A 26,954-nucleotide genomic window follows, 5' to 3' on the forward strand; every position below is an offset into this window, starting at 1 on the left:
TACCAAATGGAACTGATCCTGCTGGAAAAAATCGCCAACCTGGGCAACCTGGGCGATAAAGTGAATGTTAAGGCCGGTTACGGTCGTAACTTCCTGCTGCCGCAAGGCAAAGCCACTGCCGCTACTCCTGCAAACGTTGCTGCGTTTGAAGCGCGTCGCGCCGAGCTGGAAAAACTGGCTGCCGAGAAGAAAGCGTATGCTGAATCCCGCGCTGCTCAGTTGGCTGAACTGGAAGTCACCATCACCGCTACCGCGGGCGATGAAGGCAAACTGTTCGGCTCCATCGGCACTCACGACATCGCTGAAGCCCTGACCGCCTCTGGCGTTGAAGTGGCCAAAGCTGAAGTGCGTCTGCCGAACGGCACCATTCGTCAACTCGGCGAATACGACGTAGCCGTGCACCTGCACAGCGACGTTGAAGCAACCGTCAAGGTTGTCGTCGTAGCAGCCTAATCAGCTCGCGACTAAGTGGGCTTGCACTCAGGTGCCGGGCCGCTAACAATCAGGCACGACATTACGCAAGTGATGTCGTGCCTTTTGTTTTGTGAACACAGAATTTTGCCCAGAGCCCTATGAACGACATCAGCCTGCCCGAACAGTACGACCTGCAAACCTCTGCCCTGAAGGTGCCACCGCACTCGATCGAGGCCGAGCAAGCCGTACTCGGTGGCCTGATGCTCGACAACAACGCCTGGGAGCGCGTGCTGGATCAGGTCTCCGATGGTGACTTCTATCGGCACGACCATCGCCTGATTTTTCGCGCGGTGCACAAGCTTGCCGAGCGCAACCACCCCTTTGACGTGGTGACCCTGTCCGAGCAGCTGGACAAGGAAGGGCAGCTGTCCCAGGTGGGCGGTCTGGCCTACTTGGGGGAATTGGCCAAGAACACCCCGTCGGTGGCCAACATCAAGGCCTACGCGCAGATCATTCGTGAGCGCGCCACCTTGCGCAAACTGATCGGCATCAGCAATGAGATCGCCGACAGCGCCTACGCCCCGGAAGGTCGTACTGGTGAAGAAATCCTCGATGAAGCCGAGCGGCTGATTTTCCAGATCGCCGAAGCGCGGCCGAAGACCGGCGGCCCGGTCGGCATTAACGACATTCTGGTCAAGGCTATCGACCGCATTGATGAACTGTTCAATAACGGTGATGCGATCACTGGCTTGTCCACCGGCTTTTCCGACTTGGATGATTTAACCAGCGGCCTGCAGCCGGCTGACTTGATTATCGTGGCGGGTCGTCCATCCATGGGTAAGACCACCTTCGCGATGAACCTGGTGGAAAACGCGTTGATGCGCAGCGATAAATCGATCCTGGTGTACTCCCTGGAGATGCCGTCGGAATCCATCGTGATTCGTATGCTGGCCTCGCTGGGGCGCATCGATCAGACCAAGGTGCGCGCCGGTCGTCTGGATGACGATGACTGGCCGCGGCTCACTTCAGCCGTCAATCTGCTGAACGACCGCAAACTGTTTATCGACGATACTGCCGGCATCTCGCCGTCGGAAATGCGTGCGCGCTCTCGACGCCTCGCTCGCGAACACGGCGAGATCGGCCTGATCATGGTCGACTACCTGCAACTGATGCAGATTCCCGGCTCCAGCGGTGACAGTCGCGTCAACGAGATCTCCGAAATTTCGCGCTCGCTTAAGGCCCTGGCCAAGGAGTTCAACTGCCCGGTGATTGCCCTGTCGCAGCTCAACCGGGGCCTGGAACAGCGCCCGAACAAGCGCCCGATCAACTCCGACCTGCGTGAGTCCGGGGCAATCGAGCAGGACGCCGACATCATCCTGTTCGTCTACCGTGACGAGGTGTATCACCCCGAGACCGAGTACAAGGGCGTCGCCGAAATCATCATCGGCAAGCAGCGGAACGGTCCGCTGGGTACGGCGCGGCTGGCCTTCCTCGGCAAGTATTCACGCTTTGAAAACCTGGCGCCGGGCAGCTATCAATTCGACGACGAGTAGCTGGCTTGCGGGCAACACGCTTTGTTGCCGCGCCAGATCAATAAAAACGGGCGGCCAGTGGTTAAACTGGCCGCCCGTTTGGCTTTAAGGACCTTGCCCCATGCGCCCGCTTGTCGCCACTGTTGATTTATCCGCGATAGCCTATAACTACGCGGTGGCCAAACGCTGTGCGCCGGGACGGCAGGCATTTGCGGTGGTCAAGGCGAATGCCTATGGGCATGGCGTGCGCGAGGTGGTGACGGCTTTGCACGAGGTTACCGACGGTTTTGCCGTGGCCAGCCTGGAGGAGGCCGCCGAGGTGCGTGCGTTGCATGGTGAAGCGCGGATTCTGTTGCTCGAAGGCTGCTTTGAGGCGGACGAGTACGCGTTCGCTGCGCAGTTGGGCCTGGATGTGGTGCTGCACGGTGAACGGCAGGCGCAGCAACTGCTCGCGGCCAATCTGGCGCGGCCGCTGAACCTGTGGCTGAAGCTGGACAGCGGCATGCATCGCCTGGGCTTCAGCGCCGCTGCCGTGCGTGACTGGTATGGGCGTTTGCAGGGTGCTGCGCAGGTGGCCGAGTTGAATCTGCTCAGCCACTTTGCCTGTGCTGATGAGCGCGGCAGCGAGACCACCGAATTGCAGCTGGAGCAGTTTCTCGATCTGCTGGATCTGGATTTCTCCCAGCGCTCATTGGCCAATTCGGCGGCGATCCTGACCCTCCCGGCTGCGCATATGGATTGGCTGCGCCCCGGCATCATGTTGTATGGCGCGACGCCTTTTGCTGACCTGAGTGCGGCGGAACTAGGTCTACGTCCGGCGATGAGCCTGACTGCGCGGCTGATTGCCTGTCGTGAGATTGCCGCCGGTGAAGCGGTGGGCTACGGCGACACCTGGCGCACCGAGCGGGCATCACGTATCGGTACCGTAAGCTGCGGTTATGCCGACGGCTATCCGCGTCACGCCCCGGCCGGGACGCCTGTGGTAATTCTGGGGCAGCGGGTGCCGGTGGTGGGGCGAGTGTCAATGGACATGCTGACAGTCGACCTCACCGACTTGCCGCAAGCGGCTGAAGGCGACGCCGTGGAACTGTGGGGGGCGCAATTACCGGTGGATGAGGTGGCGCAGGCTGCGGGCACTATCGGTTACGAACTGCTCAGCAAGGTCACTGCAAGGGTGCCGCGTCGTTACCGGCACGGCTGAGTCAGAGTAAGCCGCTGGGTACGCTGAGTACGTCCAGATGCAGGCGCGTGCTGTCACTCAGTTCGCCATCCTCACCGCACACCGCCGAGCCTGAACGGCCGCGAGCCTTGACCCGATAGAGCATTTCATCTGCTGCCTTGTAAAGCGCGGTAAAGGTGTTCGCGTGTTGCGGGTAGAGCGCCACGCCAATGCTGATGGTCACGGTCAGGCGTTCGGCGCCGTAGTGCACGGGTTTGGCCAGCTCCGCCAGGAGCCGCTTGGCAATGTCCCGCGTGTGCTCTTCTGCGTCCGCTCCGCATACCAGTACGGCAAATTCATCGCCCCCCAGGCGTGCCACGGTATCGCCGGCGCGCACGTGCTCGCGCAAGCGCTGGGCAATACTCTGTAGCATCAGGTCGCCGGCATCGTGACCATGTTTGTCATTGATCGGTTTGAAATGGTCGAGGTCGATCAGGAGGAGGGCAATTGCTTCACTGTGTCGGCGCGCATTGGCCAGCGCAGTTTCACAGCGCTCGACCAAGTAGCGGCGGTTCGGCAGATCGGTCAGTGGGTCGTGGAACGCGGCATGCTGCAATTCACGCTCGCGTTGCCGCAGTCGTTCATTGGTCGCCGCCAACTCGGCAGTACGCAGGTCGACCGAGTGCTGCAATTCAGCGGCATTGGCCTGGGCCTGGGCCAGACGTGCCGTTTTTTCGCGGTCGGCCTGGAGCACGGCATCGGCTTTTTCCTGCTTGAGAATCTGGATGCGGTAGGCCAGGGCGAAGGAGAACAGGATCGCTTCGGCCGCAACCGCAAGCGGGAACAGGTAAGCGGTTGACTCGCCTGGCTGAACCACGCCGGCGGCGCGCAGCACCAGAATCACAAAGCTCAGCAGTACGCTGCCATAGCCCAGCAGGTAGAACAGTGCCGGGGTAAAGCCCTGTCTCCAACGGATGACGGCACTGAGCAGCAGGGTGGGTACGGTAATAATCGGGATTAGCCCGATCAGCATGCCCGTTTCACTGCGATAACCTGCCAGATTGACCGCCAGGGCCAGCAGATAGATCGCGATACAGCCGTTGAGGATGGTGTGGGCAATGCGCAGGGTGGTGCGTGTGGACAGCAGCGCCTGGGCAAAACGAAGGATGCCGAGGCTGACCAGAATGGGCAAGGTGATGCGATCCAGCCAGGCGGGCACCGGACCATTGGGCCAGAGGTACTGGAAGCCATGGCCGCTCATACTGGCGATAAACACCAGCGAAGCGGCCATGGTCAGCACGTACCAGAGGTACGCCGGGTCGCGCAGGGCCAGCAGGATAAACAGGTTGTACAGTAGCAGGGCGAGGATCACCCCGTAGATCAGGCCGAGTAGCAGGTGCTCGCGCTTGGCCAGCTGTTCGAGGTCATGCAGCTGCCAGACGCGCAGTGGGAAGGAGTTGCCGGCCGGATCATAAGTGCGCAGGTAAATGGTTTGCGGCTGTTCACTCAGCGGCGGCAGGCTGAATACCGCGCGGCGGTAATCGTGGTCGCGGCCTTCGGCAAAGCCGGTGCGCTCACCGGCCTGGCGCAGCTGCCATTGGCCCGCAGCGTTGGGCAGGAAGATCTGCAGGTCGAGCAGGGTGACCGCGCCGACTTCCAGCCACCACTGTTGGGGTGCGTCACTGGCGCGTTGCAGGCTGAGTTTTATCCACCAGGGGTTGCTGCTCTGACCAACGCTGGTACGCCCTGCGGCCGGCTGAAAACGGCTTTGCACGGCAGGGTCGGCCATGTCGGCAATGCTCAGCTGGCCGCCAACATCTTCCAGCAGTTCGATCCGATCATTGAGCACGCTGCCGCTGCTGGGGGCGCTCAAGGTGATCGGGGTGGCGTTGAGCGCGCTGCTGAAGAGAAAAAGAAGAAGGAGTAGGCGCTGCACGGCGAACTTCCTGTGTCGGGTGACGTTTGCCGCGAGTATAGGCGCTCGTGCACGGACGATCACAGAAGATGGCGACTAGTCGTTGGTTGGGTGATGGCTGGCGACCTGTTTCAGATCAGGCCGCTGGGAACATTCAGCACATCCAGTTGCAGGCGCGTTTCGCTGCTCAGTTCGCCACCTTCGCCACAGACCGCCCAGCCAGAGCGGCCGCGGCTCTTGACCTTGTAGAGCATCTCGTCGGCGGCTTTGTACAGGGTGGTGAAATTGCTGGCATGTCGGGGGTACAGCGCCACGCCAATGCTGATGGTGACAGTCAGGCGTTCGGCTCCGTAGATCACTGGTTTAGCCAGTTCGGCAAGCAGGCGGCGGGCAATTTCGCGGGCATGCTGTTCGGCATCGTCTCCGCCGATCAGTACCGCAAACTCATCGCCCCCCAGGCGCGCCACCGCGTCACCGGCGCGCACATGTTCGCGCAGGCGCTGAGCGATGCTTTGCAGCATCAGGTCGCCGGCGTCGTGGCCATATCTGTCGTTGATCGGTTTGAAGTGGTCGAGGTCGATCAGCAGTAAGGCGGTGGCTTCGCTATGCCGGCGGGCTTTGGCCAGTGCGGTCTCGCAGCGCTCGACCAGAAACCGGCGATTTGGCAATTCGGTCAGCGGGTCATGGAAGGCCGCATGTTGCAGTTCGCGTTCGCGCTGCAGCAAGCGCTCATTGGTGGCCGCGAGTTCAGCTGTGCGCTGCTCTACCGAGTGCTTCAGTTCGGCAGCGTTGGCTTGCGCCTGAGCCAGGCGCGCGGTTTTTTCGCGGTCGGCCTGTTGCAAGGCTTCGGCTTTTTCCTGTTTGAGCGTCTGAATGCGGTAAGCCAGCGCAAACGAAAACAGAATGGACTCGGCGGCCACCGACAGCGGGAATACGTAAGCATTCCAGGCGGCCGGTTGTACCAGCCCGGTGGCGCGCATCAGCGCCAGGCTGATGCTGCCCAGAATCAGGCCGTAGCCGCACAGGTAAAGAAAGGCCGGGAAATAACCCTGGCGCCAGCGGATCAACGCCGAACCGAGGGCTGCCGGAATGCTGGTAAGTGACAGCAGGGCAATGATCCAGGCCGCTGTGTGACGCTGGCCAAGGCCTTCGAGCAGCACGGCGATGACATAGCAGACACAGGCGAAACTCAGCAGGTGATGGGCCCAGCGCACGTGAAGGCGGGTTTGCATCAGGCATTGGGTAAAGCGACACGCGCACAGCCCCCACAGCGAGGGCAGCGTCACGCGATCCAGCCAGAACGGCACCGGATGATTCGGCCATAGGTACTGGAAGCCATGACCGCTCATGCTGAGGATCATCACCAACGCCGCCGCCGTGGTCAGTACGTACCAGAAATAGGCCGAGTCGCGCAGGCTCAGGAAGATGAACAGGTTGTACAACAGCAGCGCGGTGATGATGCCGTAGACCACGCCGAGGGCGAGGTTCTCTTCGCTGGCTTGCTGGATCATGTCGTCCAGTTGCCAGACTTTCATGGGGAAGGAGTTGCCGGCCGGGTCGTAGGTGCGCAGATAAAAGGTCAGTGGCTGCGGCTCCAGTGGCGGCAGTTTAAAGACCATGTAGCGCGAGGGGCGGTCGCGACCTTCGCGGTGGCTGACCTGTTCGCCCGACTGGCGTGCGTGCCAACCACCGTTTTCATCCGGCAGGTACACACGCAGGTCCAGTTGGGTGACAGAGCTGACCTCCAGCCACCAGTCGCGCGGGGCATCGGCCGTGCGTTGCAGGGTGACTTTAATCCACCAGGGATTTTTACTCTGGCCGACACTGGCCCGGCCGTTGCCGGGCTGAAAGCGGCTCTGCACCGCGGGGTCGGCCATGTCGGCAATGGTCAATTGCGCGCTGCTGTCTTCGAGTAATTCGATCGCCGGATTCAGCGCCAGACCGCTGCTGTCGGCGGTCAATTGCACGGCAGACAGCGCCAGACTGCTGGTCAGCAGCAGGCTTAGCAGCAACAGCAATGAGAGGGCTAAGCGCGGAACCACAGGAACTCCCTTTCTCGGCTCTTGGGTGCCGATGTTGTGGCCCGAGTATAGCCGTAAGCCACTACTGTATTGCTAGCGCTGGATGTGCAATTTATCCGACTGTTGAAGTCGGGTTTGGTTAAATTTTGTGCTATATTCCGCGCCCGCGATTTTCCATCCCTGTTCGCCAACGCCGGTCACTTCCATGTCCATGCAAACCGCCAAGCCGTTATTCGATTATCCAAAGTACTGGGCCGAGTGTTTCGGGCCTGCGCCCTTCCTGCCGATGAGCCGGGAAGAGATGGATCAGCTTGGCTGGGACAGCTGCGACATCATCATTGTGACCGGTGATGCCTACGTGGATCACCCTTCGTTCGGCATGGCGATCATCGGCCGTCTGCTTGAAGCGCAAGGGTTCCGGGTGGGCATCATTGCCCAGCCCAACTGGCAGTCGAAAGACGACTTCATGAAACTCGGCGAGCCGAACCTGTTCTTTGGCGTCGCGGCCGGCAACATGGACTCGATGATCAACCGCTACACCGCCGACAAGAAAATCCGCTCCGACGACGCCTACACACCCGGTGGCCTGGCCGGTAAGCGCCCGGATCGCGCCAGTCTGGTGTACAGCCAGCGCTGCAAGGAAGCCTACAAGCATGTGCCGATCGTGCTCGGCGGCATCGAAGCCTCGCTGCGCCGTATCGCCCATTACGATTATTGGCAAGACAAAGTACGTAACTCGATCCTGATCGACGCCAGCGCCGATATCCTGCTGTACGGCAACGCCGAACGCGCCATCGTTGAGGTGGCGCAGCGCCTGTCCTACGGGCAGAAGATCGAAGACATCACCGACGTGCGCGGTACCGCCTTTATTCGCCGTGACACGCCGCAGGGGTGGTACGAAGTGGATTCCACGCGTATCGACCGGCCGGGCAAGGTCGACAAGATCATCAACCCGTACGTGAACACCCAGGACACCGAAGCCTGCGCCATTGAGCAGAGCAAAGCGCCGCTGGAAGACCCGAACGAGCCGAAGGTCGTGCAGATTCTCGCCAGCCCGCGCATGACCCGCGACAAGACGGTGATCCGCCTGCCGTCGATGGAGAAAGTACGTAACGACCCGGTGCTGTACGCCCACGCCAACCGCGTGCTGCACCTGGAAACCAACCCAGGTAACGCCCGCGCGCTGGTGCAGAAGCACGGCGAGGTGGACGTGTGGTTCAACCCGCCACCCATCCCGATGACCACCGAAGAAATGGACTATGTGTTCGGCATGCCCTATGCGCGCGTGCCGCATCCGGCCTATGGCAAGGAGAAGATCCCGGCCTACGACATGATCCGTTTCTCGGTGAACATCATGCGCGGCTGCTTTGGCGGCTGTACCTTCTGCTCGATCACCGAGCACGAAGGGCGGATCATCCAGAACCGTTCGGAAGAGTCGATCATCCGCGAGATCGAAGAGATCCGCGACAAGGTGCCGGGCTTCACCGGAGTGATCTCCGACCTCGGCGGGCCGACTGCGAACATGTACCGCATTGCCTGCAAAAGCCCGGAAATCGAGTCCGCGTGCCGCAAGCCGTCGTGCGTGTTCCCAGGTATCTGCCCGAACCTGAACACCGACCATTCGGCCCTGATTCAGCTCTATCGCAGCGCCCGCGCGCTACCGGGGGTGAAGAAGATTCTGATTGCTTCAGGCCTGCGCTACGACCTCGCCGTTGAGTCGCCGGAGTATGTGAAGGAGCTGGTCACCCACCACGTCGGTGGCTACCTGAAGATTGCCCCGGAGCACACCGAGGAAGGCCCGCTCAACCAGATGATGAAGCCGGGCATTGGCAGCTACGACAAGTTCAAGCGCATGTTCGAGAAGTACTCGAAAGAGGCGGGCAAAGAGCAGTACCTGATCCCGTACTTTATCGCCGCGCACCCCGGCACCACCGACGAGGATATGATGAACCTCGCGCTGTGGCTCAAGGGCAACGGCTTCCGTGCCGACCAGGTGCAGGCTTTCTATCCGTCGCCGATGGCCACCGCCACAGCCATGTACCACTCGGGCAAGAACCCGCTGCGCAAGGTCAGTTACAAAAGCGACGGCGTGACCATCGTCAAGAGCGAAGCACAGCGCCGTCTGCACAAGGCGTTCCTGCGTTACCACGACCCGAAAGGCTGGCCGATGCTGCGCGAAGCGCTGCTGCGCATGGGACGTAGCGACCTGATCGGCAATGGCAAGCATCAGCTGATTCCGGCCGTGCAGCCCAAGGTGGATGAGTACCACAGCGCGCGCCGGAAGAACTCCACGCCCGCTGGCAGCAAGAAAGTCGCCGGGGCGAGCAAGGCCAAACCGATGTTGACCCAGCACACCGGTTTGCCACCGCGTGATACCGGCGCAGCGGGTGGCAACCCGTGGGACAAGCGTGAACAGGCCAAGGCGGCGGCGCAGGCGCGTAACCAGCAGGCGGCCAAAGAGCGTGCCGATGCCGCCAAAGGCAAAGGTAAAAAGCCGGTGAAGAAACCGCCTGTGCCGCGCTGATTGTGCAGCCACAAAAAACGCCAGCTTCGTGCTGGCGTTTTTTATTCCGGCGTTTGCGGGTTTGTCGCGGCTAACGCGGAACGCCGCCCGGCCCCTTCCACAATCACGGCAAATCAGGTGGGAGGGGGCTTTAGCCGCGAGCTGTTGCAGTGTTTAGCCGTAGCGCTTGTATGCCTCGATGGCCAAGCCGCTGCCGATGCTGCCGAAGGTGTTGCCTTCTACATGCTGGGCGTTGGGCAACATGGCCGCCACGCTCTGGCGCAGCGCCGGGATGCCGCTGGAACCGCCGGTAAAGAACACCGTATCGACCTGCTCAACACGGACGCCGGCATCGCTCAGCAGCTGGGTGACGCTGGCGCGTACGCGCTCCAGCAGCGGCTCGATGGCCCCTTCAAACAGCGTGCGGGTCAGCTCGGCGACCAGACCGTTTTCCAGGCGGCTGAGGTCGATGGGCCGGGCATCCTGTTCGGTGAGGGCGATTTTGCTGTCTTCCACTTGCATGGCCAGCCAGTGGCCGTCACGCCGTTCGATCAGTTTGAACAGGCGATCAATGCCGGTCGGGTCGACGATGTCGTAGCGCATGCTCTGCAGCTGGCGCTGCGACTGTGCCGAGTACACCGCGTTAATGGTGTGCCAGGTGGCTAGGTTGAGGTGGGTGCTGGTCGGCATCGGTGCGTCACTCTTCATCCGGCTGCCATAGCCGAATAGCGGCATGACGCCGGCCAGCGAGAGCTGCTTGTCGAAGTCGGTGCCCCCGATGTGCACGCCGCCGGTGGCAAGAATGTCGCTGTGGCGGTCGGCGATCTGGCGTCGTTCGGGGGCCAGGCGCACCAGCGAGAAGTCTGAGGTACCACCGCCAATATCGACGATCAGCACCAGTTCTTCGCGCGCGATACCGGACTCATAGTCGAAGGCCGCCGCAATCGGCTCGTACTGGAACGACACGTCCTTGAAGCCAAGCTTGTGCGCCACGGCCACCAGGGTGTTTTGTGCCTCCAGGTCAGCCACCGGGTCGTCATCGACGAAGAACACCGGGCGACCCAGTACCACTTCCTCGAAGGGCCGGCCGGCAGTGGCTTCGGCGCGGTTTTTCAGTTCGCCGATAAAAAAGCCGAGCAGGTCTTTAAACGGCAGGGCGCTGCCCAACACCGTGGTTTCGCTTTTCAGCAATTTGCTGCCCAGCAGGCTTTTCAGCGAGCGCATAAGACGCCCTTCATAGCCTTCCAGGTACTCATGCAGGGCCAGGCGGCCGTAGACCGGGCGGCGCTCTTCGAGGTTGAAGAACACCACGGAGGGCAGGGTGATCTTGCCGTCTTCCAGTGGGATCAGCGTCTCGGCGTCGGGGCGCAGCCAGCCGACGGTGGAGTTGGAGGTGCCAAAATCGATGCCGCAGGCGCGGGCGGGGGCTGATACGGTCATGTACGGTGTTGATCCAGAAAAATTCGCGAGGGTGTTGATGCGTCCGAGCACAACGGCATGGCCAGAGGCGGGTCACGCGTGATGACCCTGAGTGTTGTGCTGGCTTGAACGGAGTGCTGGGTAACCATCCCCGTGTGGTCTGCAAAAAACGGCCGCGCATTCTATGCGAGTGGCGCGCGTAATGCTGCCCCTGATGATCTGAGCGATGGATGGATCAGGGCTGTTCCGGATTGTCGGCTTGTGTGCGGCGGGTTTTCCACTGCGACCATTCAAAGCCCACAACCACCAGGAGTGATAAGGCGAAGGGCAGCAGCAGGTAGAACGCGCGGAATACGATCAACGCGGCCAATACATCTGGGGCGGGCAGTTCCGGCATTGCAGCAAGAAATGTCACTTCGAGAACGCCCAGGCCTCCTGGTGCGTGTGACAGCAGGGCCAGGGAAAATGACGCGAGGAAGACGCCGAATACCACCAAGTAGCCAGGGTTGTTTTCGGCTGGTAAGGCGAAGTAGATGATGGCGGCCGCGCAGGCCAGTTCCAGTGGACCGGCCAGCAGTTGGCGGCCGACAATCCCCAAGCGCGGGTATTCAACATGCAGTTTGCCCCAGTGCCATGGCTTGAAGTGTCGCCAGGAACCGAGCACGTAGAGGGCCACCAGCGACAGCAGCAGCACGCCGATGATCTCGGACACCAGGGGGGTCACTTTGGCCACGCGGTGAATCAGGTCGGGTTCAAGCACCAGTACACAGCCGCCCGCCAGGACAGTACCCAGGGCAAAGGTAAAGGAGCAAAAGACAATCAGGATGCCGATTTCCTGGGGTGTCATGCCTTTGGTGCGATAGGCGCGATAGCGCACCAGTGCGCCAGAGAACACCGAGGCGCCGATGTTGTGGGCCAGGGCATAGGTGGTAAAGGAGCACAGGCTGATAAAGCGCCAGGGGATCTGTTTGCCCAGGTGGGCCAGCGCGATGCGGTCGTACCAGGCCAGGGCACAATAGGCCCCGAACGTTGCGCCAGCGGCCAGTAGCCAGTTCATGCGCGGGATAGCGTGCAGGCTGTCGGCAATTTCATGCAGGGAAATGTTGCGCACTTCGTGATAGAGCAGATAACACGACAGCAGAACGGCGCCGAGACCCACCAGGGTCCAGATCAGATCGCTCCTTTTCATCACGGACGTAGCTCCTTCACCTTACAACGACCACTTGGGCAAAAGGTTAATTAACCTGCAGGGCGCATGCTTTTATTGGCGGTCTGAACTGCAGTTGATCGTCGACACAGCCGTTGTTGACGCTTAATCAGTATGCGCCGAGTTGGCGCAAGGCGCGCAGTATCACGGAGTCGTGCCGGATGCTCAACCACTCAGCCAGTCTGGGCCGTTACCGAGTATGTCTTGCATTGCACCATCATGCTCAGGCCAGCCCAAGTGTCAGGAGTGTCAGCGCGGCGTAGCGGCCGGTTTTCGCCAGGCTGACGATCAGCAGGAATATCCACAATCGTTCGCGCATTACCCCGGCGATCAAGGTCAGTGGGTCACCAATGATCGGCAACCAGCTGAGCAGCAGTGACCAGCGACCATAGCGGGCATACCAGTGCTGGGCCTGTTGCAGGCGTGTATCGCTGACGGGAAACCAGCGGCGTTGGCGAAAGTGTTCCAGGTAGCGGCCGAGCAGCCAGTTGAGCAGTGAACCGATGATATTACCGACGCTGGCTACCGCCAGCAGGGCCCAGGGTGAGTAGGCCGTGCTGAGCAGCAGGGCCACCAGTACGCTTTCCGATTGCAGTGGCAATAGGGTGGCGGCGCCTAGGGCCGAAGCGAACAGGCCAAGGTAAGCCGAGAGGCTCAGCATGGTTCAGTTCTGGCCTGTCTCGCGGGTGCACCGTTCAGCCTGGCTCAGGATTGCTTTTCCTGATCGGCATTGGCCATCACGTCTTCCAGTTTAAGGCCGGTCAGGCCGTGAATGGTTCGCCACAGGTAGTAGAAGATGGCCATCAGCATGATCATCGAGGGGATCGCGATCATCGGATAGCTGAGCAGGTTCATCCGCCCCAGTTCCGCGTTGAAGGCTTCGCTGCCGGCTGGACTGATGACTATCCACTTGGCCAGCGCGTAGTTCATCGCCGAGGAAAAGAAGAAGGTGCCACTCAGCCAATAGGTGGCCTTGAGCAGGCGGCTTTCGAATTGTTCGGTGTTGCCGGCCTGTTCCAGGCGCTCGTGGATCTTGTCGACGTTGAGCACATTCTTGTTGAACAACATGGTGCGAATCAGCGGGAAGCGCGTGTGGGTCGATATCAGCACGGCAATACCGATAATGCCGGGGATCGCCGCTTCCTTGATGGCCAGCCATTGGTTGTCCAGCTTGAGCAGGCCGATGCCGCCGGTCAGCAGCACGCTGACCAGGCCGAGCAGGGCAATGAAGTTGAATTTGCGGTACTTGATCAGCTCGAAGCTGCCCCAGCCAAAAGGGAAGGCCAGTGCCAGCATCAGCGCACCGTCAGCGCCGAGTCGGCTCTCGCCACTGAGTTTCATCAGAATCAGTGAGGGGATCAGGATGCTGACCAGCAAATCGATCAGTGGGCGTGGCTTATGGCTGGCGTGATGGTTCTGGGTGATATCGGTCATGTCGTTCAAATGGCGTGGATGAGTGCTGATCATCGCCTGCCTGGGGCCTTGCTACCAGCCCGGCGCTCATCTTGTGTGTGAAAAAGTGTGAGGGCGCGAGTGGTTCTGGTCCGATTCGAGTCTGCGACCGGTGACACGGCCAGGCCGCCGATACTCATCGGATATCAGTTGCGCTGCGGTGCTTTTTTCATCGGCATCTGACCGGTTTCGTTTGTTGGGGGGGCACCGCATTGCCGATGGCGCTTTAAACCTGCTCTGATGGTGGTCGCCCTCTGCTGCTCAGGCGCTCTATCTCAGGCGGCAATAGATGATTGCATCGGCGTGGTGATGGCCAGTACACGGCCTATTGGGCGCTGGTTGAGAGGGGTCGCCAAGCCGCACTGACAGTGGCCAGGCGATGCACTTTCACGGCGCGCCCCGCGAATGCCGCACGGTTCTCGATTGTTCGCACCCCAGGTCGTGAAGAGTTATTCCAGTGGGGGGGGATTGCGCGGGGTCAGACGGGCATCTACTCATTGCGTGGTGCCGGGCTGAATGTTCGTACGCTGGCCGATGTCGAGCGTTTCGCGACCTGGCCGTACCGAAGCAGTGGTACTCCTACGAGTACCTTGGCGAGCAGGGCTTGAAGAGCCTCTATGGCGTGCCCACCCCGCAGCACATGACCACGATGTTCAAGCAGGGTCGGATTGAATTGCGAGTGGCCAACTCGCTGGCCCTGGATGAAATGCTGGCTGAAGCAGGCACGAAGCGCGAAGAGGTTGAGCTGCCGTTCACCCTGATGCAAACCAACGCCTAGATTGTTTTTCCAACACGATCAATCCGGAGCGGGTCCCGTGCTGGCTATACGCACTGGACGAGTTGACGCGCGATGACCGTTTGCAGCGCATCCATCATCGCGGGTTTCCAGGGGCTGACAGCGTGCCGGCGGTGCTCCCTGCTCTTTGATGCAATCCGTGGGTGCTGAGCTAGTCTGAGGGAAAGCGGCGGAGATTTTATCTTGCGTAAATGTAGTTGCCTGCTGGTGATCTGGCTTGTGTGCTGTATGGCAGGCAGTGCGCAGGCTGAACTGCGTTTGCTGACTGAAGAGGCACCGCCAACCAGCTACAGTCAGGATGGTGAGTTGCGCGGGCTGGCAGTGGATATTGTGCGCCAACTGATCGCGCGAACCGGCGATGCGGCGCGCCTGGAACTGTTGCCCTGGACGCGGGCATACGCGCTGGCACAGCATCAGGCCGATACGGCGATCTTTTCCACCGTACGTACGCCGGAGCGTGAGGCTCGTTTCCAGTGGGTAGGGCCCCTGCTGATTGGCACTACCAGTTTCTATTCGCTGAAATCGCGCAATTTGCGATTCGACAGCCTGCAGCAGGCGGCCGAGAGCGGCCCGCTGGCCGTGCCGAAGCAGTGGTACACCTATGAAACGCTGGAGGCGCGTGGGTTCAAGAACCTCTACGGGGTTACCAGTTCGAAGAGTATGGTGACCATGCTCAAGCACGGGCGCGTTCAACTGATTGCCACCGAGGACTTGACCCTCGATGCCGAACTGGCGCGAGGAGGATTGCGTGCCGATCAGGTGCAGGCGCACCTGCCGTTTATGCGCTCGGCCTATTACATTGCCTTTTCCCCGCAGACCGACGCCGCCGTGGTGCAGCGCTGGCGCCGTGCGTTGGATGCCATGCATAAGGACGGCAGCTTTGCTGAGATCTTTCGCCGCTGGATGCCGCACGCACAGTTACCCACCGCCACTGAATAGCCTGAGCCATCTCCGTTATCACCTGCAGAGCCTGCCGATGCCCCGCTCCCGTCCCGTAATGTTGGATTTTGCTGCCCGTGCCCAACTGTTCAGCCACTTGGCCGCCATGGAAAAGGCCGGCGTGCCCGTGGAGCAGGCGCTGCTCGGTGTGGCGTTGCCTGCGCATGCCAGGGCAGCACTGCAGGGTGTGCAGGCGCAGGTTGCCGGCGGTCGCGATATGGCCTGCGCCGGTTTACGCAGCGGCCTGTTGACGCCATTGGACAGCAGCCTGCTGGGCGCAGCGCAGGCCAGTGGTTGTCTGGCTGCGACCTATCAGCGTCTGGCCGAGCGTTACAACCACCGGGCGCAGCAGGTCGCTGCGCTGCAGTCACGCTTGCTGATGCCGGCGGCTGTGTTGGTGCTGGCGCTGTTTATCCAGCCGCTGCCAGCGCTGGTGGGGGGGCAGTTGAGCATCGCCGGTTATCTGTGGGGCGTGCTCTGGCCGTTGCTGGTGCTGGGGGCGCTCTATGGCCTGGGCCGTCGGTTATACGTGCGTCATGAGCACGCGCCTGCAGGGGGCGGCTTCGCCGTTCGATAGCCTGTTGGCGAGTATGCCGATTCTCGGTCCCGCGTTGCTGCGGCGTAACCTGCGCGATTTTTTCGACAGCCTGGGGCTGATGCTGGAGGCCGGCATGCCCATGCTGGATGCCCTGGCCAAGGCCTGCGCGGTGATCCGCCATGCGCCACTGCGCAAACGCTTCAGCGGTGTGCAGTTGGCTGTGCAGCGTGGCCAGAGCCTGGCGCAGGCGTTGGCCAATCTGGACTTCCCCGGCCAGGGGTTGGCCCTTGGCCTGATTCGTACGGGGGAGGCCAGCGGCACCTTGCCAGCCAGCCTGCTCAACTACGCCGGGGTGGAAACACAGAAACTGGATAGCCTGACCGAACAGCTGGCGACCTGGTTGCCGCGTGCGCTGTATGCCGGGGTGATGCTGTGGATGGCCTATGGGCTGCTGACAGGCGCAGGCTTTGGGCCGCGTTTGCCGGTAGAGCTGCTTTAGGGCCTGGTTGTTCGCCGCCTGAAAGGCGGGTGCAAGGTTACTGGTCGACTATGTAGTTTTACTACATGACGGTTTTTGTAGTTTTACTACATAATCCTCGTTCAGAATTGACTATGACCGATGGTGCACCCCATGCAACGAGCCTCACACCATGACCTTCGCGCACAGTTTCGTGCGCTACTGGCTTCAAATAGCTGTTATCACACGGCTTCAGTGTTTGACCCGATGGCCGCGCGCATTGCCGCCGACCTGGGGTTTGAGGTGGGTATCCTGGGTGGTTCTGTAGCATCACTACAAGTTCTGGCAGCCCCCGATTTCGCCCTGATTAGCCTCAGCGAGTTTGTCGAGCAGGCCACGCGCATTGGCCGTGTCAGCCGCCTGCCGGTCATCGCCGATGCGGATCATGGCTACGGCAATGCGCTCAACGTCATGCGCACCGTGGTTGAATTGGAGCGCGCCGGCATCGCCGCGTTGACCCTTGAAGATACCCTGCTACCCGCGCAGTTCGGGCGCAAATCCACCGACCTGATCAGCGTTGACGAAGGCGTCGGGAAAATCCGCGCAGCACTGGAAGCGCGCGTAGACCCTGACCTGGCGATCATCGCCCGCACCCATGCCGGCGTGCTGGATGTGCATGAGGTGATCCGTCGTACGCAGGCCTATCAGGCGGCGGGGGCGGATGCCATCTGCCTGGTCGGCGTCGAGGATTTTGCCCATTTGGAGCAGATTGCTTCCGCGCTAAGTATCCCGCTGATGCTGGTCACCTACGGCAACCCCAAGCTGCGCGACAACGCCCGCCTGGCGGCGCTGGGGGTGCGCATCGTGGTCAACGGTCACGCCGCTTACTTCGCAGCAATCAAGGCCACCTACGATTGCCTGCGCGAGCAACGCAATGCCGAACCTTGCGAACTCAACGCCACCGAACTGACCCATAAATACACGCAACCCGAGGACTACATCGTCTGGGCGCGCGAGTTTATGGAGGTCAAGGAGTAGGCCGACCACCTGCGCTTGAGGTTCATCGCATTTCGGCGCATACCTACCGCCTAAACAACGGAGGGCGCGTGCATGGCCGGTGGTTGGGCAACCGATGGTGCGGTTCAGGAGCAGATCGACAGCAGCCTTGAGGACGCCATTGCCCGCGTTCGCAGCCAATTGCCGCGCGGCGAAAGCCTGAGCCATTGCGAAGAATGCGACGCGGTCATTCCCCAAGCCCGGCGCACAGCCATCCCCGGCGTGCACCTGTGCGTGGCCTGCCAAACCGAGCACGACAAGGAACAGGCCCGGTTCACCGGCTATAACCGCCGGGGCAGCAAGGACAGTCAATTGCGCTGAGGGTCTAGGTGATTGCTGTTGGGCTTCACCGCTGCGCGGCTCAACCGCAGCCTACGTGTGGTGATGCGGGCGATGGGGTTGGCTAGGTTGTGGTTGAGCGCAGCGAAGCCCAACAGCGGCGTGCGGGTCAGAATAGAAAATACCGCTGCGCCATTGGCAACACCTCTGCCGGTTCGCACCAGAGCAGTTGGCCGTCGGCCTTGACCTGATAGTTCTGCGCGTCCACTTCGATGGTGGGTTGGTAGTCGTTGTGGATCAGGTCGCTCTTTTTAAGGGTGCGGCAGCCTTTGACCACGCCGATTTTCTTCTTCAGCCCCAACTGCTCGGGCACGCCCGCCTCAAAGGCCGCCTGGCTGATAAAGGTGAAGCTGGTGGCGTGACGACTGCCGCCGTAGCTGGCGAACATCGGGCGGTAATGCACCGGCTGCGGCGTGGGGATCGAGGCGTTGGCGTCGCCCATCAGGCTGGCGGCAATCGCCCCACCCTTGAGAATCAGCGTCGGTTTCACGCCAAAGAACGCCGGCCGCCAGAGCACCAGATCGGCCCATTTGCCCACTTCGACCGAGCCGACTTCGTGGCTGATGCCGTGGGTGATGGCCGGGTTGATGGTGTACTTGGCGATGTAACGTTTAACCCGGAAGTTGCTGTTGCCGGGGCCGTCACCCTCCAGCGGGCCGCGCTGCTTGTGCATCTTGTCGGCGGTCTGCCAGGTGCGGGTGATCACCTCGCCGACACGGCCCATGGCCTGGCTGTCGGAGCTGATCATGCTGAACGCGCCGAGGTCATGCAGGATGTCCTCGGCGGCAATGGTTTCACGGCGGATGCGGCTTTCGGCAAAGGCCACGTCCTCGGCAATGCTCGGGTCGAGGTGGTGGCAGACCATGAGCATGTCCAGGTGCTCGTCGATGGTGTTCTTGGTAAACGGCCGGGTCGGGTTGGTCGAGCTGGGCAGCACGTTGGGGAAGCCGCAGGCCTTGATGATGTCGGGCGCGTGACCGCCACCGGCCCCCTCTGTGTGGTAGGTGTGAATGGTGCGGCCCTTGAACGCGCCGAGGGTGGTTTCAACAAAGCCGGACTCGTTCAGCGTGTCGGTGTGAATCGCCACCTGCACGTCGTACTGATCGGCCACGCTCAGGCAATTGTCGATGGCTGCCGGGGTGGTGCCCCAGTCTTCATGCAGTTTGAGGCCGATGGCGCCGGCCTTGACCTGCTCGATCAGCGGTTCCGGTAGCGAGGCATTGCCCTTGCCGGTAAAACCCATGTTCATCGGGAAGGCATCGGCGGCCTGCAGCATGCGCGCCATGTGCCACGGCCCGGAGGTGCAGGTGGTGGCGTTGGTGCCGGTGGCCGGCCCGGTGCCGCCGCCGATCATGGTGGTGACGCCGCTCATCAAGGCCTCTTCGATCTGCTGCGGGCAGATGAAGTGGATATGGCTGTCGATGCCGCCGGCGGTGAGGATCATGCCTTCACCGGCGATCACTTCGGTGCCCGCGCCGATGGCGATGGTCACGTCCGGCTGAATGTCGGCGTTACCGGCTTTGCCGATGGCGGCGATGCGCCCGTCTTTGAGGCCCACGTCGGCTTTGACGATGCCCCAGTGGTCGATGATCAGCGCGTTGGTGATCAGCGTGTCGACCACATCAGCGGCGCACAGTTGGCCCTGACCCATGCCGTCGCGGATCACCTTGCCACCGCCGAATTTCACTTCTTCACCGTAGGTGGTGAAGTCCTTCTCGACTTCGATCCACAGCTCGGTATCGGCCAGGCGCACCTTGTCGCCGACGGTGGGGCCGAACATGTCGGCGTAGGCTTGGCGGGATATTTTCATGTTTGTCCTATCCGTAGGATGGGTTAGCGGCGAAGCGGCGTAACCCATCAAGGCTTGGTTCGGTTTTGGCGATGGGTATCGCTTCGCTCCACCCATCCTACCCAGACGTTACAGATCGCCCATCACCCGGCCGGCAAAGCCGAATACGCGGCGATGGCCAGCCAGATCGACCAGTTCCACTTCGCGGCTCTGCCCGGGTTCGAAGCGCACCGCAGTGCCGGCCGGGATGTTCAGGCGCATGCCGCGTGTGCTGGCCCGGTCGAAGGTCAGGGCGTCGTTGGTTTCGAAGAAGTGGTAATGCGAGCCGACCTGGATCGGCCGGTCGCCGCTGTTGGCCACGGTCAGGCGGTGCGTGCGGCGTCCGGCATTCAGCTCGATATCGCCGTCTTGGATCTGGTATTCGCCGGGAATCATGGCTGTGGCCTCGACAAGGTTTTGTAGTAGATGGCGTTTGCTCGGTACTGCCCGTCGGGGCCGCAGGCGTAGTCAGGTAGCCCGCCGATGCAGCTGTAGCCAAGCGCCTGGTAAAAGGTTTCGGCATCGCTGCCGGCTTCGGTGTCCAGGTACAGCAGGCCGCGTTGCAGCTCCGCCGCTTCGCCTTCCAGTCGCTGCATCAGGCTGTTGGCGATGCCACGGCGGCGGGCGTTGCTGTGTACCAGAAGCTTCTGCACTTCTGCACGGTTGAGGCCGTTTGGCTTCTGGCAGAGCACCAGTTGTACGCTGCCCAGCACCTGGCCCTGCTCACTGGCCAGCCAGAGCAAGTGAGTGCCGTCGCGTATGCCTGCCAGGACCTGGTCGAAATAGAGGTTGGCCGCGTCAGCATCGAGACCGGCGAGAAAACCCACCGAGGCGCCATGTGCCACGGAGTCGAGCAGCAGGGCCAACAGGCCTTGGCGATAAGACTCAAAGTCAGCCGCGTCGAGGCGCTCAATGCTCAGCATCAGGGCGCACTCCTTTCGGGGCTCAGCATCAGCTGCATAAAGGTGAGGTCCAGCCAGCGGCCGAATTTACGGCCGACCTGGGGCATCTGGCCGGTGGTGACGAAGCCGAGGCGCTCGTGCAGGCGGAGCGAGGCGCTGTTGCCGCTCTCGATGGCAGCCACCATCACGTGCAGACCGGCGGCTTGCGCGCGTTCGATCAAGGCGTGCATCAGCAAGGGGCCAAGCCCCTGACCGCGTTGGTCGCTGCGCACATACACCGAGTGCTCGACGGTGTGGCGAAAGCCTTCAATGGCGCGCCAGGTGCCGTAGCTGGCGTAGCCGACAACATCGCCGGCGTCGTTGTGGGCCACCAGCACCGGAAAGCCGGCGGCGTTGCGCTCACTCAACCAGGCCTGACGGTTGTTCAGGTCAACCAGGGTTTCGTTCCAGATCGCCGTGGTGTGCTGCACGGCGTCGTTGTAGATGGCCTGGATGGCAGGCAGGTCAGCAGCGGTGGCGTTTTGAATTTTCATGCTTAAACAATCGGCTGGTGGACGGTGACCAGCTTGGTGCCATCCGGAAAGGTGGCCTCGACCTGAATCTCCGGAATCATTTCCGGGATGCCTTCCATCACTTGGTCGCGGCTCAGCAGGGTGGTGCCGAAGTGCATCAGCTCGGCCACGGTCTGGCCGTCACGCGCGCCTTCCAGCAGCGCGGCGGAGATATAGGCCATGGCTTCCGGGTAGTTGAGTTTGAGGCCCCGGGCCAAGCGGCGTTCAGCCACCAGGCCGGCGGTGAAGATCAGCAGTTTGTCTTTTTCTCTCGGTGTCAGGTCCATCAGGTACTCCAGATACGTGGGGGCACGGCCGTGCGGCCGAGCAGGGCCGGGCGCAACAGCTGCCAGAGGGCGATCAGCCAGGCGCGCGCGTGCAGGGCTTCGTCGGCCAGGCAGCGGGCCACCAGCAGGCCGGGTAATTGGGTCAGGTCGCCGCGCACCGGTGTGCTCAGGTTGCGGCAGTGCTCCAGCAGGTCGCTGTCGATTTCACCGGATATCAGCAGGGTGGCGAACACCGGTTTGCCCGCCAGGCCGATGGGCGAGTCGAGCAGGCCATCGCCACCGGCCACGCGCTGGCGTTCGTGCCAGAGCAGCTGGCCGTCGCGGCGGATATTCAGCTGGGCCTGGAAGTGACCGGCGTCGAAGCGTTCGCCACTGGCAGGGCGACCGAGGGCAACGATGTCCCAGTAGAGCAGCTTGGCATCGCCGAACAGGTCGATCTCGGTGATCAGTTCCGCCTGAGCAGCGGCGTAGACGATGGTTTCCTGCGGCAGCCATTCCAGGGTGGCACCGGCATCCACGCGCAGTTTCAGGCTCTGATAAGCCGGGCCAGCGGCGCGGTACCACTTGGCTGCACCGGGGCTGGTCAGTTGCGCCCAGGCGTTGGTGCCGACCGTGGCCGAGATATCCAGGCGATCGCCACCGGCAATGCCGCCGGGCGGGTGGACGATGATGTGTTGGCACACCTCGGGCCCTTCGGCGTACAGGTGCTTCTGCACCCGCAGCGGGCCTTTATGCCGGCGCAAGGTCGGCCGCGTGCGGTCGCCATCGCGGCCATAGCCCAGCTCCAGCTCGGCGTGCCAGCTGGGGGTGAAGACGGCGGCGGGGGCGTTCATGCGCTCACCCGGTTGCGTCGTTGCCGCCAGGCCTGCACGGCGGAGTAAACACACAGTAGAACCAGGCCCAAGCTGACCGCCAGCCACCATTGCAGGTGCATGCCGTAGTAGGGCGGTGCATGCAACGCACCTTGCAGCCAGAACAGCGCCAGGCCGATGGCCAGCAGGCAGGCGCACAGCGCGCGGCCCCAGGAGCGGCAATAGGAGCGCGGGCGCAGCAGCGCCAGCAGCAGGCTGCATTCGGCCAGGACGATGGCGCAGAAAATCAGCACCGGTTTCAGCGGGTAGGGCACTTCGCTGCCTACTGGCAAGGTGCGCAGCATCCAGTAATCCGGCAGGCTGCCGGCCCAGATCAGCAGGGCGATGCCCGTCAGTGCGGTGAGCGGGAGCAGGACGTGACGCAGGGCAAACATCGGAGCCTCGAATCCGTGGGCGAAAGCCTGATTATGCGCAAAGTAAAGGGCCAGCGTCGCCATTCAGATTGCGACCTGTCCGCGCACGCCATCGGCTTCCATGGTTTCGCCACGGCCCTGCTGGACGATTTCGCCACGGCTCATCACCAGGTACTGATCGGCCAGCTCGGCGGCAAAGTCATAGAACTGCTCGACCAGCAGGATGGCCATGTCGCCGCGTTCCGCGAGCTTTTTGATCACCACGCCGATCTCCTTGATCACTGAGGGCTGGATGCCTTCGGTGGGCTCATCGAGGATCAGCAGGCGCGGCTGGCTGGCCAGGGCGCGGCCGATGGCCAGCTGTTGCTGCTGGCCGCCGGAAAGGTCGCCGCCACGGCGATGTTTCATCTCACGCAGCACGGGGAACAGCTCATAGATAAATTCCGGCACTGCCTTGGCGTCGCTGCCGGGAAAACGTGACAGGCCCATGAGCAGGTTTTCTTCCACGGTCAGGCGGCCGAAAATTTCCCGGCCCTGGGGCACATAGGCAATGCCGGCTTGCACGCGCTGGTGCGGCTTGAAGGCGGTGATGGGCTGGCCTTCCCACTTCACCGCGCCTTCTTTGGCCGGGATCAGGCCCATCAGGCATTTCAGCAGGGTGGTCTTGCCCACGCCGTTACGGCCGAGCAGGCAGGTGACTTCGCCGACCTTCACCTCGAACGACAGGCCTCGGAGGATATGGCTGCCACCGTAGTACTGATGCAGTTGCTCAACTTGCAGCATGTTCAGGCTCTCAATTCTGTGGAGTTTGGACGGTCGTGATCGCGGCATTAGCGGCCGAGGTACACCTCAATCACCCGCTCATCGTTCTGCACCTGTTCCAGCGAGCCTTCGGCCAATACGCTGCCTTGGTGCAGCACGGTGACGTGGTCGGCGATGGAGCCGACGAAGCCCATGTCGTGCTCGACCACCATCAGCGAATGCTTGCGTGCCAGTGACTTGAACAGTTCGGCGGTGAACTCGGTTTCGGCGTCGGTCATGCCCGCCACCGGCTCATCGAGCAGCAGCAGTTGCGGGTCTTGCACCAGCAGCATGCCGATCTCCAGGAACTGCTTCTGGCCGTGCGACAACAGCCCGGCGGGGCGTGAGCGTGAGCTGTCGAGTTTGATCGTCTGCAGCGCTTCATCAATACGATCACGCTGCTCGCCGGTCAGTTTGGCGCGCAGGCTGGCCCACACCGATTTGTTGGTCTTCTGCGCCAGTTCGAGGTTTTCGAACACGCTCAGCGCTTCGAAGACGGTCGGCTTCTGGAACTTGCGGCCGATGCCGGACTGAGCGATTTGCACCTCGCTCATCTGGGTCAGGTCGAGGGTTTCGCCGAAGTAGGCGACGCCGTTGTCCGGGCGGGTCTTGCCGGTGATCACGTCCATCATGGTGGTCTTGCCGGCACCGTTGGGGCCGATGATGCAGCGCAGTTCACCGACGCCGATGTACAGCGTCAGGTTGGTCAGCGCCTTGAAACCATCGAAACTGACGTTGATGTCTTCCAGCGTCAGGATGGTGCCGTGGCGCACATTCAGACCCTTGGTGGCCAGGGCGCTGGCACCGATTGGGTCACGGCCGCTGCCGGACGGGTCATAGGCGGGTTCGAGCATAAATTCGGGGACTGGAGTGGCACGCATCATTGCTCTCCTTTCTTGCGTAACAAGCCGATCACGCCTTTGGGCAGGAACAGCGTCACGACGATAAACAGAAAGCCCAGGGCGAACAGCCAGTACTCGGGGAAGGCTACGGTGAACCAGCTCTTCATGCCGTTGACCAAGCCGGCACCGAGCAGCGGACCGATCAGCGTGCCGCGCCCACCGAGGGCGACCCACACGGCCGCTTCGATGGAGTTGGTCGGCGACATTTCGCTGGGGTTGATGATGCCCACTTGCGGCACATACAGCGCACCCGCAAGACCACAGAGCACGGCGCTGAGCACCCAGATAAACAGCTTGTAGCCGCGCGGGTCGTAGCCGCAGAACATCAGGCGGTTTTCTGCATCGCGTAGCGCGGTGAGCACGCGGCCGAACTTGCTGCGCGCCAGTCGCCAGCCCAGGTACAGGCTGGCCACCAGCAGCACCACGGTGGCGAAGAACAGCGCCGCGCGGGTGTGCGCGGCGGTGATGTCGAAACCGAGAATGGTGCGGAAGTTGGTAAAACCGTTGTTGCCGCCAAAGCCGGTTTCGTTGCGGAAGAACAGCAACATGCCAGCGAAGGTCAGCGCCTGGGTCATGATTGAGAAGTACACGCCCTTGATCCGCGAGCGGAAGGCGAAGAAGCCGAACACCAGCGCGAGCAAACCGGGGGCCAGCACCACCAGGCACAGGGCCCAGAGGAAGCTGTCGGTGCCGTACCAATACCAAGGCAGCTCGGTCCAGGCGAGGAAGCTCATAAACGCCGGCAGGCCGTCACCCGCTGCTTCGCGCATCAGGTACATGCCCATGGCGTAACCGCCGAGGGCAAAGAACAGGCCGTGGCCGAGCGACAACAGCCCGGCATACCCCCAGACCAAGTCGAGCGCCAGGGCGACGATGCAATAGCAGAGGATTTTGCCGACCAGGGTCAGGGTGTAGGCCGACACATGCAGGGCGTTGTCCGCGGGCAGCAGGTGCAGCAGCGGCATGGCGAGCAATACGGCCAGTACCAGCAGGCCGATGGCCATGGACGCTTGCGGGCCAAGCTTGGCGCTGGCGCGGGCTAATAACGTTTGATTCAGGGGCATAGTCATCAGTCGATCACCCGTCCTTTCAAAGCAAACAGACCTTGCGGGCGTTTCTGAATAAACAGAATGATCAGCGCGAGGATAAGGATCTTGCCGAGCACGGCACCGATCTGTGGTTCGAGAATCTTGTTGGCGATACCCAAGCCGAAGGCGGCCATCACGCTACCGGCCAGCTGACCGACACCGCCGAGCACCACCACCAGGAAGGAGTCGATGATGTAGCTTTGGCCGAGGTCCGGGCCGACGTTGCCGATCTGGCTCAGGGCCACGCCGCCGAGGCCGGCGATACCGGAGCCCAAGCCGAACGCCAGCATGTCTACCCGGCCGGTCGGCACGCCGCAGCAGGCAGCCATATTGCGGTTCTGGGTTACGGCGCGGACGTTAAGGCCGAGGCGGGTCTTGTTCAGCAGCAGCCAGGTCAGCACCACCACAAACAGGGCGAAGCCGATGATCACGATGCGGTTGTACGGCAGCACCAGATTCGGCAGCACTTGGATGCCCCCGGACAGCCAGGCGGGGTTGGCCACTTCAACGTTTTGCGCACCGAAGATCACCCGCACCAGCTGGATCAGAATCAGGCTGATGCCCCACGTGGCGAGCAGGGTTTCCAGCGGGCGGCCGTAAAGGTGGCGAATCACCGTGCGTTCCAGCGCCATGCCGATGGCGGCGGTGACGAAGAACGCCACCGGCAGCGCCACCAACGGGTAGAGCGCCAGGGCTTCCGGGGCGAAGCGCTGGAACAGCACCTGCACCATGTAGGTGGAGTAGGCCCCGAGCATCAGCATTTCGCCGTGGGCCATGTTGATCACGCCGAGCAGGCCGAAGGTGATGGCCAGACCCAGTGCGGCCAGCAGCAGGATCGAACCCAGCGACAGGCCGCTGAAGGCCTGACCCAGCATCTCGCCAATCAGCAGTTTGCGTTTGACCTGGGCCAGGCTGGTTTCCGCGGCGGTGCGTACCGTCGGGTCGCTTTCCACGGCGGGGTCGAGCAGGGCTTCCAGGCGGGTACGGGCCAGCGGGTCGCCGGTTTCACCGAGCAGGCGCACGGCGGCCAGACGCACGGCGAGGTCGCTGTCTACCAGTTGCAGGTTGGCCAGGGCCAGGGTCAGGGCATCGCGCACGGCATCGTCGGTTTCGCTGGCGACCTGGGCGTTAAGCAGTTGCAGCTGCGCCGGCTTGGCGCTCTTCTGCAGTTGCTGGGCGGCGGCCAGGCGCAGCGCCGGGTCATCAACCAGCAGCTGGTGGCTGGCCAGTGCGGTGGCGGTCAGCCCGCGCAGGCGGTTATTCAGGCGCAGCTTTTTGGGTGTTTCGACAGGCTGCACGTCGCCTTCAGCAGACTGATACGCGCCATCTCTTTCAATAAAGGCGTTTTTCGCGCTGTCAGCAGCGACGCGGCCCTGTTGCAGGGCTTCGATCAGCGGCAGGCGCGCGGCATCGGGCGCGGCGGACCAGCGCTCCAGCAGGCTGGCCTGCTTGGCGGGGTTGGCGGCGACAAAGTCCTGGGCATCACCGGCGTGCGCGGCCAGTGGCAGCAGCAACAGCAGGCTCAGCAGAATTCGGGTAACGGCAGTGGGCATAGGGCAGTCCTTTGGGAGTACCAGCCGCCGCGTGGGCGCGGCGGCTGGTCAGCCTTGGCCCGGAGGCGAT

The 26,954-nt window shown here is 62.2% G+C and carries 27 protein-coding genes; 10 read left to right on the forward strand and 17 right to left on the reverse strand.

Annotated features, from left to right (window positions below; all coding sequences use genetic code 11):
- The first annotated feature begins 6 nt into the window (after positions 1–6).
- The 3 genes from rplI to alr all read left to right on the forward strand — a co-directional run bounded on the left by rplI (position 7) and on the right by alr (position 3,147).
- Complete coding sequence (gene rplI, locus OU997_RS11345) at positions 7–453, forward strand: 50S ribosomal protein L9 (RefSeq protein ID WP_090376762.1); 447 nt, start codon at positions 7–9, stop codon at positions 451–453.
- 119 nt (positions 454–572) lie between these two features.
- Positions 573–1,967 carry a replicative DNA helicase gene (dnaB, locus tag OU997_RS11350; RefSeq protein WP_108485746.1) on the forward strand — a complete coding sequence of 465 codons (1,395 nt, stop codon included), beginning with the start codon at positions 573–575 and terminating at the stop codon, positions 1,965–1,967.
- A 100-nt stretch (positions 1,968–2,067) separates the two neighbouring features.
- Positions 2,068–3,147 carry an alanine racemase gene (alr, locus tag OU997_RS11355; RefSeq protein ID WP_267806653.1) on the forward strand — a complete coding sequence of 360 codons (1,080 nt, stop codon included), beginning with the start codon at positions 2,068–2,070 and terminating at the stop codon, positions 3,145–3,147.
- Position 3,148: 1 nt separating this feature from the next.
- Here the strand turns inward: alr and OU997_RS11360 are convergent, their stop codons facing one another.
- Positions 3,149–5,041, reverse strand: a complete 1,893-nt coding sequence (locus OU997_RS11360) for a diguanylate cyclase (protein ID WP_267806655.1) — start codon at positions 5,039–5,041, stop codon at positions 3,149–3,151.
- Between the two features lie 110 nt (positions 5,042–5,151).
- Complete coding sequence (locus OU997_RS11365; RefSeq protein WP_108485743.1) at positions 5,152–7,062, reverse strand: diguanylate cyclase; 1,911 nt, start codon at positions 7,060–7,062, stop codon at positions 5,152–5,154.
- Between the two features lie 190 nt (positions 7,063–7,252).
- Here OU997_RS11365 and OU997_RS11370 point away from each other — a divergent pair, with 190 nt between their 5' ends.
- The gene (locus tag OU997_RS11370) at positions 7,253–9,565 is read left to right on the forward strand and encodes a YgiQ family radical SAM protein (RefSeq protein WP_267809895.1); all 2,313 of its coding nucleotides are present in this window, start codon (positions 7,253–7,255) and stop codon (positions 9,563–9,565) included.
- 153 nt (positions 9,566–9,718) lie between these two features.
- Here the strand turns inward: OU997_RS11370 and OU997_RS11375 are convergent, their stop codons facing one another.
- From OU997_RS11375 to OU997_RS11390, 4 genes are all read right to left on the reverse strand, one after another.
- Positions 9,719–10,984, reverse strand: coding sequence for an Hsp70 family protein (locus tag OU997_RS11375; protein ID WP_267806658.1), 1,266 nt, complete (start codon positions 10,982–10,984; stop codon positions 9,719–9,721).
- Positions 10,985–11,198: 214 nt separating this feature from the next.
- On the reverse strand, positions 11,199–12,152 hold the full coding sequence (locus tag OU997_RS11380) for a lysylphosphatidylglycerol synthase transmembrane domain-containing protein (RefSeq protein ID WP_177479908.1): 954 nt from the start codon (positions 12,150–12,152) through the stop codon (positions 11,199–11,201).
- 241 nt (positions 12,153–12,393) lie between these two features.
- Entirely contained in the window at positions 12,394–12,831 is a 438-nt protein-coding gene (locus tag OU997_RS11385; RefSeq protein ID WP_108486831.1) for a YqaA family protein, read from the reverse strand.
- A gap of 44 nt (positions 12,832–12,875) precedes the next feature.
- Positions 12,876–13,604, reverse strand: coding sequence for a VC0807 family protein (locus OU997_RS11390; RefSeq protein WP_267806661.1), 729 nt, complete (start codon positions 13,602–13,604; stop codon positions 12,876–12,878).
- Between the two features lie 622 nt (positions 13,605–14,226).
- Here OU997_RS11390 and OU997_RS11395 point away from each other — a divergent pair.
- The 6 genes from OU997_RS11395 (at position 14,227) to OU997_RS11420 (ending at position 17,729) form a co-directional block, all read left to right on the forward strand.
- Positions 14,227–14,400, forward strand: a complete 174-nt coding sequence (locus OU997_RS11395) for a hypothetical protein (protein ID WP_158271547.1) — start codon at positions 14,227–14,229, stop codon at positions 14,398–14,400.
- 246 nt (positions 14,401–14,646) lie between these two features.
- Positions 14,647–15,357, forward strand: coding sequence for a substrate-binding periplasmic protein (locus OU997_RS11400; protein WP_108486832.1), 711 nt, complete (start codon positions 14,647–14,649; stop codon positions 15,355–15,357).
- 37 nt (positions 15,358–15,394) lie between these two features.
- Complete coding sequence (locus tag OU997_RS11405; RefSeq protein WP_267806662.1) at positions 15,395–15,934, forward strand: type II secretion system F family protein; 540 nt, start codon at positions 15,395–15,397, stop codon at positions 15,932–15,934.
- Complete coding sequence (locus tag OU997_RS11410) at positions 15,894–16,394, forward strand: type II secretion system F family protein (RefSeq protein ID WP_267806664.1); 501 nt, start codon at positions 15,894–15,896, stop codon at positions 16,392–16,394. The genes OU997_RS11405 and OU997_RS11410 overlap by 41 nt, the downstream gene beginning before the upstream one ends.
- Before the next feature lie 132 nt (positions 16,395–16,526).
- The gene (locus OU997_RS11415; protein WP_267806665.1) at positions 16,527–17,390 is read left to right on the forward strand and encodes an isocitrate lyase/PEP mutase family protein; all 864 of its coding nucleotides are present in this window, start codon (positions 16,527–16,529) and stop codon (positions 17,388–17,390) included.
- A 72-nt stretch (positions 17,391–17,462) separates the two neighbouring features.
- Complete coding sequence (locus OU997_RS11420) at positions 17,463–17,729, forward strand: DksA/TraR family C4-type zinc finger protein (protein ID WP_267806667.1); 267 nt, start codon at positions 17,463–17,465, stop codon at positions 17,727–17,729.
- 127 nt (positions 17,730–17,856) lie between these two features.
- On the opposite strand, the gene ureC is transcribed toward OU997_RS11420, so the two are convergent.
- The 11 genes from ureC to urtB all read right to left on the reverse strand — a co-directional run bounded on the left by ureC (position 17,857) and on the right by urtB (position 26,884).
- A complete protein-coding gene (gene ureC / locus OU997_RS11425) occupies positions 17,857–19,557 on the reverse strand; it encodes an urease subunit alpha (RefSeq protein WP_267806668.1) in 1,701 nt (566 codons plus the stop codon).
- Positions 19,558–19,665: 108 nt separating this feature from the next.
- Positions 19,666–19,971 carry an urease subunit beta gene (locus tag OU997_RS11430; protein ID WP_108486836.1) on the reverse strand — a complete coding sequence of 102 codons (306 nt, stop codon included), beginning with the start codon at positions 19,969–19,971 and terminating at the stop codon, positions 19,666–19,668.
- The gene (locus tag OU997_RS11435) at positions 19,968–20,498 is read right to left on the reverse strand and encodes a GNAT family N-acetyltransferase (RefSeq protein ID WP_267806669.1); all 531 of its coding nucleotides are present in this window, start codon (positions 20,496–20,498) and stop codon (positions 19,968–19,970) included. The genes OU997_RS11430 and OU997_RS11435 overlap by 4 nt, the downstream gene beginning before the upstream one ends.
- The gene (locus OU997_RS11440) at positions 20,498–21,010 is read right to left on the reverse strand and encodes a GNAT family N-acetyltransferase (protein ID WP_108486838.1); all 513 of its coding nucleotides are present in this window, start codon (positions 21,008–21,010) and stop codon (positions 20,498–20,500) included. Before OU997_RS11440 ends, OU997_RS11435 begins: the two co-directional genes overlap by 1 nt.
- 2 nt (positions 21,011–21,012) lie before the next feature.
- Positions 21,013–21,315 (reverse strand): urease subunit gamma, encoded by a 303-nt coding sequence (gene ureA / locus OU997_RS11445; protein ID WP_267806670.1) that lies wholly within the window; start codon positions 21,313–21,315, stop codon positions 21,013–21,015.
- Complete coding sequence (locus tag OU997_RS11450; RefSeq protein ID WP_108486840.1) at positions 21,315–22,148, reverse strand: urease accessory protein UreD; 834 nt, start codon at positions 22,146–22,148, stop codon at positions 21,315–21,317. The genes ureA and OU997_RS11450 overlap by 1 nt, the downstream gene beginning before the upstream one ends.
- Positions 22,145–22,561, reverse strand: coding sequence for a hypothetical protein (locus OU997_RS11455; protein WP_146180669.1), 417 nt, complete (start codon positions 22,559–22,561; stop codon positions 22,145–22,147). Before OU997_RS11455 ends, OU997_RS11450 begins: the two co-directional genes overlap by 4 nt.
- A 63-nt stretch (positions 22,562–22,624) precedes the next feature.
- Positions 22,625–23,323 carry an urea ABC transporter ATP-binding subunit UrtE gene (gene urtE / locus OU997_RS11460; RefSeq protein ID WP_267806673.1) on the reverse strand — a complete coding sequence of 233 codons (699 nt, stop codon included), beginning with the start codon at positions 23,321–23,323 and terminating at the stop codon, positions 22,625–22,627.
- 47 nt (positions 23,324–23,370) lie between these two features.
- Entirely contained in the window at positions 23,371–24,222 is an 852-nt protein-coding gene (gene urtD, locus OU997_RS11465) for an urea ABC transporter ATP-binding protein UrtD (RefSeq protein WP_267806675.1), read from the reverse strand.
- Positions 24,222–25,313: an urea ABC transporter permease subunit UrtC gene (gene urtC / locus OU997_RS11470; protein ID WP_177479911.1), complete on the reverse strand. Its 1,092-nt coding sequence runs from the start codon at positions 25,311–25,313 to the stop codon at positions 24,222–24,224. Before urtC ends, urtD begins: the two co-directional genes overlap by 1 nt.
- Positions 25,313–26,884 carry an urea ABC transporter permease subunit UrtB gene (urtB, locus tag OU997_RS11475; RefSeq protein ID WP_267806677.1) on the reverse strand — a complete coding sequence of 524 codons (1,572 nt, stop codon included), beginning with the start codon at positions 26,882–26,884 and terminating at the stop codon, positions 25,313–25,315. Before urtB ends, urtC begins: the two co-directional genes overlap by 1 nt.
- Positions 26,885–26,954 lie beyond the last annotated feature (70 nt).

The sequence above is a fragment of the Pseudomonas sp. SL4(2022) genome, assembly GCF_026625725.1.
GTDB lineage: Bacteria > Pseudomonadota > Gammaproteobacteria > Pseudomonadales > Pseudomonadaceae > Aquipseudomonas.

What these genes read in the sequence shown, in the direction of transcription:
- OU997_RS11415 (WP_267806665.1), top strand. Translation starts at nt 16,527, where the DNA reads ATGCAACGAGCCTCACACCATGACCTTCGCGCACAGTTTCGTGCGCTA.
- OU997_RS11420 (WP_267806667.1), top strand. Translation starts at nt 17,463, where the DNA reads ATGGCCGGTGGTTGGGCAACCGATGGTGCGGTTCAGGAGCAGATCGAC.
- urtC (WP_177479911.1), bottom strand. Translation starts at nt 25,313, where the DNA reads ATGACTATGCCCCTGAATCAAACGTTATTAGCCCGCGCCAGCGCCAAG.
- ureA (WP_267806670.1), bottom strand. Translation starts at nt 21,315, where the DNA reads ATGGACCTGACACCGAGAGAAAAAGACAAACTGCTGATCTTCACCGCC.
- OU997_RS11390 (WP_267806661.1), bottom strand. Translation starts at nt 13,604, where the DNA reads ATGACCGATATCACCCAGAACCATCACGCCAGCCATAAGCCACGCCCA.
- OU997_RS11400 (WP_108486832.1), top strand. Translation starts at nt 14,647, where the DNA reads ATGGCAGGCAGTGCGCAGGCTGAACTGCGTTTGCTGACTGAAGAGGCA.
- OU997_RS11375 (WP_267806658.1), bottom strand. Translation starts at nt 10,984, where the DNA reads ATGACCGTATCAGCCCCCGCCCGCGCCTGCGGCATCGATTTTGGCACC.
- OU997_RS11455 (WP_146180669.1), bottom strand. Translation starts at nt 22,561, where the DNA reads ATGTTTGCCCTGCGTCACGTCCTGCTCCCGCTCACCGCACTGACGGGC.
- ureC (WP_267806668.1), bottom strand. Translation starts at nt 19,557, where the DNA reads ATGAAAATATCCCGCCAAGCCTACGCCGACATGTTCGGCCCCACCGTC.
- OU997_RS11370 (WP_267809895.1), top strand. Translation starts at nt 7,253, where the DNA reads ATGCAAACCGCCAAGCCGTTATTCGATTATCCAAAGTACTGGGCCGAG.
- urtD (WP_267806675.1), bottom strand. Translation starts at nt 24,222, where the DNA reads ATGCGTGCCACTCCAGTCCCCGAATTTATGCTCGAACCCGCCTATGAC.
- OU997_RS11440 (WP_108486838.1), bottom strand. Translation starts at nt 21,010, where the DNA reads ATGAAAATTCAAAACGCCACCGCTGCTGACCTGCCTGCCATCCAGGCC.
- urtB (WP_267806677.1), bottom strand. Translation starts at nt 26,884, where the DNA reads ATGCCCACTGCCGTTACCCGAATTCTGCTGAGCCTGCTGTTGCTGCTG.
- OU997_RS11435 (WP_267806669.1), bottom strand. Translation starts at nt 20,498, where the DNA reads ATGCTGAGCATTGAGCGCCTCGACGCGGCTGACTTTGAGTCTTATCGC.
- urtE (WP_267806673.1), bottom strand. Translation starts at nt 23,323, where the DNA reads ATGCTGCAAGTTGAGCAACTGCATCAGTACTACGGTGGCAGCCATATC.
- alr (WP_267806653.1), top strand. Translation starts at nt 2,068, where the DNA reads ATGCGCCCGCTTGTCGCCACTGTTGATTTATCCGCGATAGCCTATAAC.
- rplI (WP_090376762.1), top strand. Translation starts at nt 7, where the DNA reads ATGGAACTGATCCTGCTGGAAAAAATCGCCAACCTGGGCAACCTGGGC.
- OU997_RS11430 (WP_108486836.1), bottom strand. Translation starts at nt 19,971, where the DNA reads ATGATTCCCGGCGAATACCAGATCCAAGACGGCGATATCGAGCTGAAT.
- OU997_RS11380 (WP_177479908.1), bottom strand. Translation starts at nt 12,152, where the DNA reads ATGAAAAGGAGCGATCTGATCTGGACCCTGGTGGGTCTCGGCGCCGTT.
- dnaB (WP_108485746.1), top strand. Translation starts at nt 573, where the DNA reads ATGAACGACATCAGCCTGCCCGAACAGTACGACCTGCAAACCTCTGCC.
- OU997_RS11405 (WP_267806662.1), top strand. Translation starts at nt 15,395, where the DNA reads ATGCCCCGCTCCCGTCCCGTAATGTTGGATTTTGCTGCCCGTGCCCAA.
- OU997_RS11410 (WP_267806664.1), top strand. Translation starts at nt 15,894, where the DNA reads ATGAGCACGCGCCTGCAGGGGGCGGCTTCGCCGTTCGATAGCCTGTTG.
- OU997_RS11450 (WP_108486840.1), bottom strand. Translation starts at nt 22,148, where the DNA reads ATGAACGCCCCCGCCGCCGTCTTCACCCCCAGCTGGCACGCCGAGCTG.
- OU997_RS11385 (WP_108486831.1), bottom strand. Translation starts at nt 12,831, where the DNA reads ATGCTGAGCCTCTCGGCTTACCTTGGCCTGTTCGCTTCGGCCCTAGGC.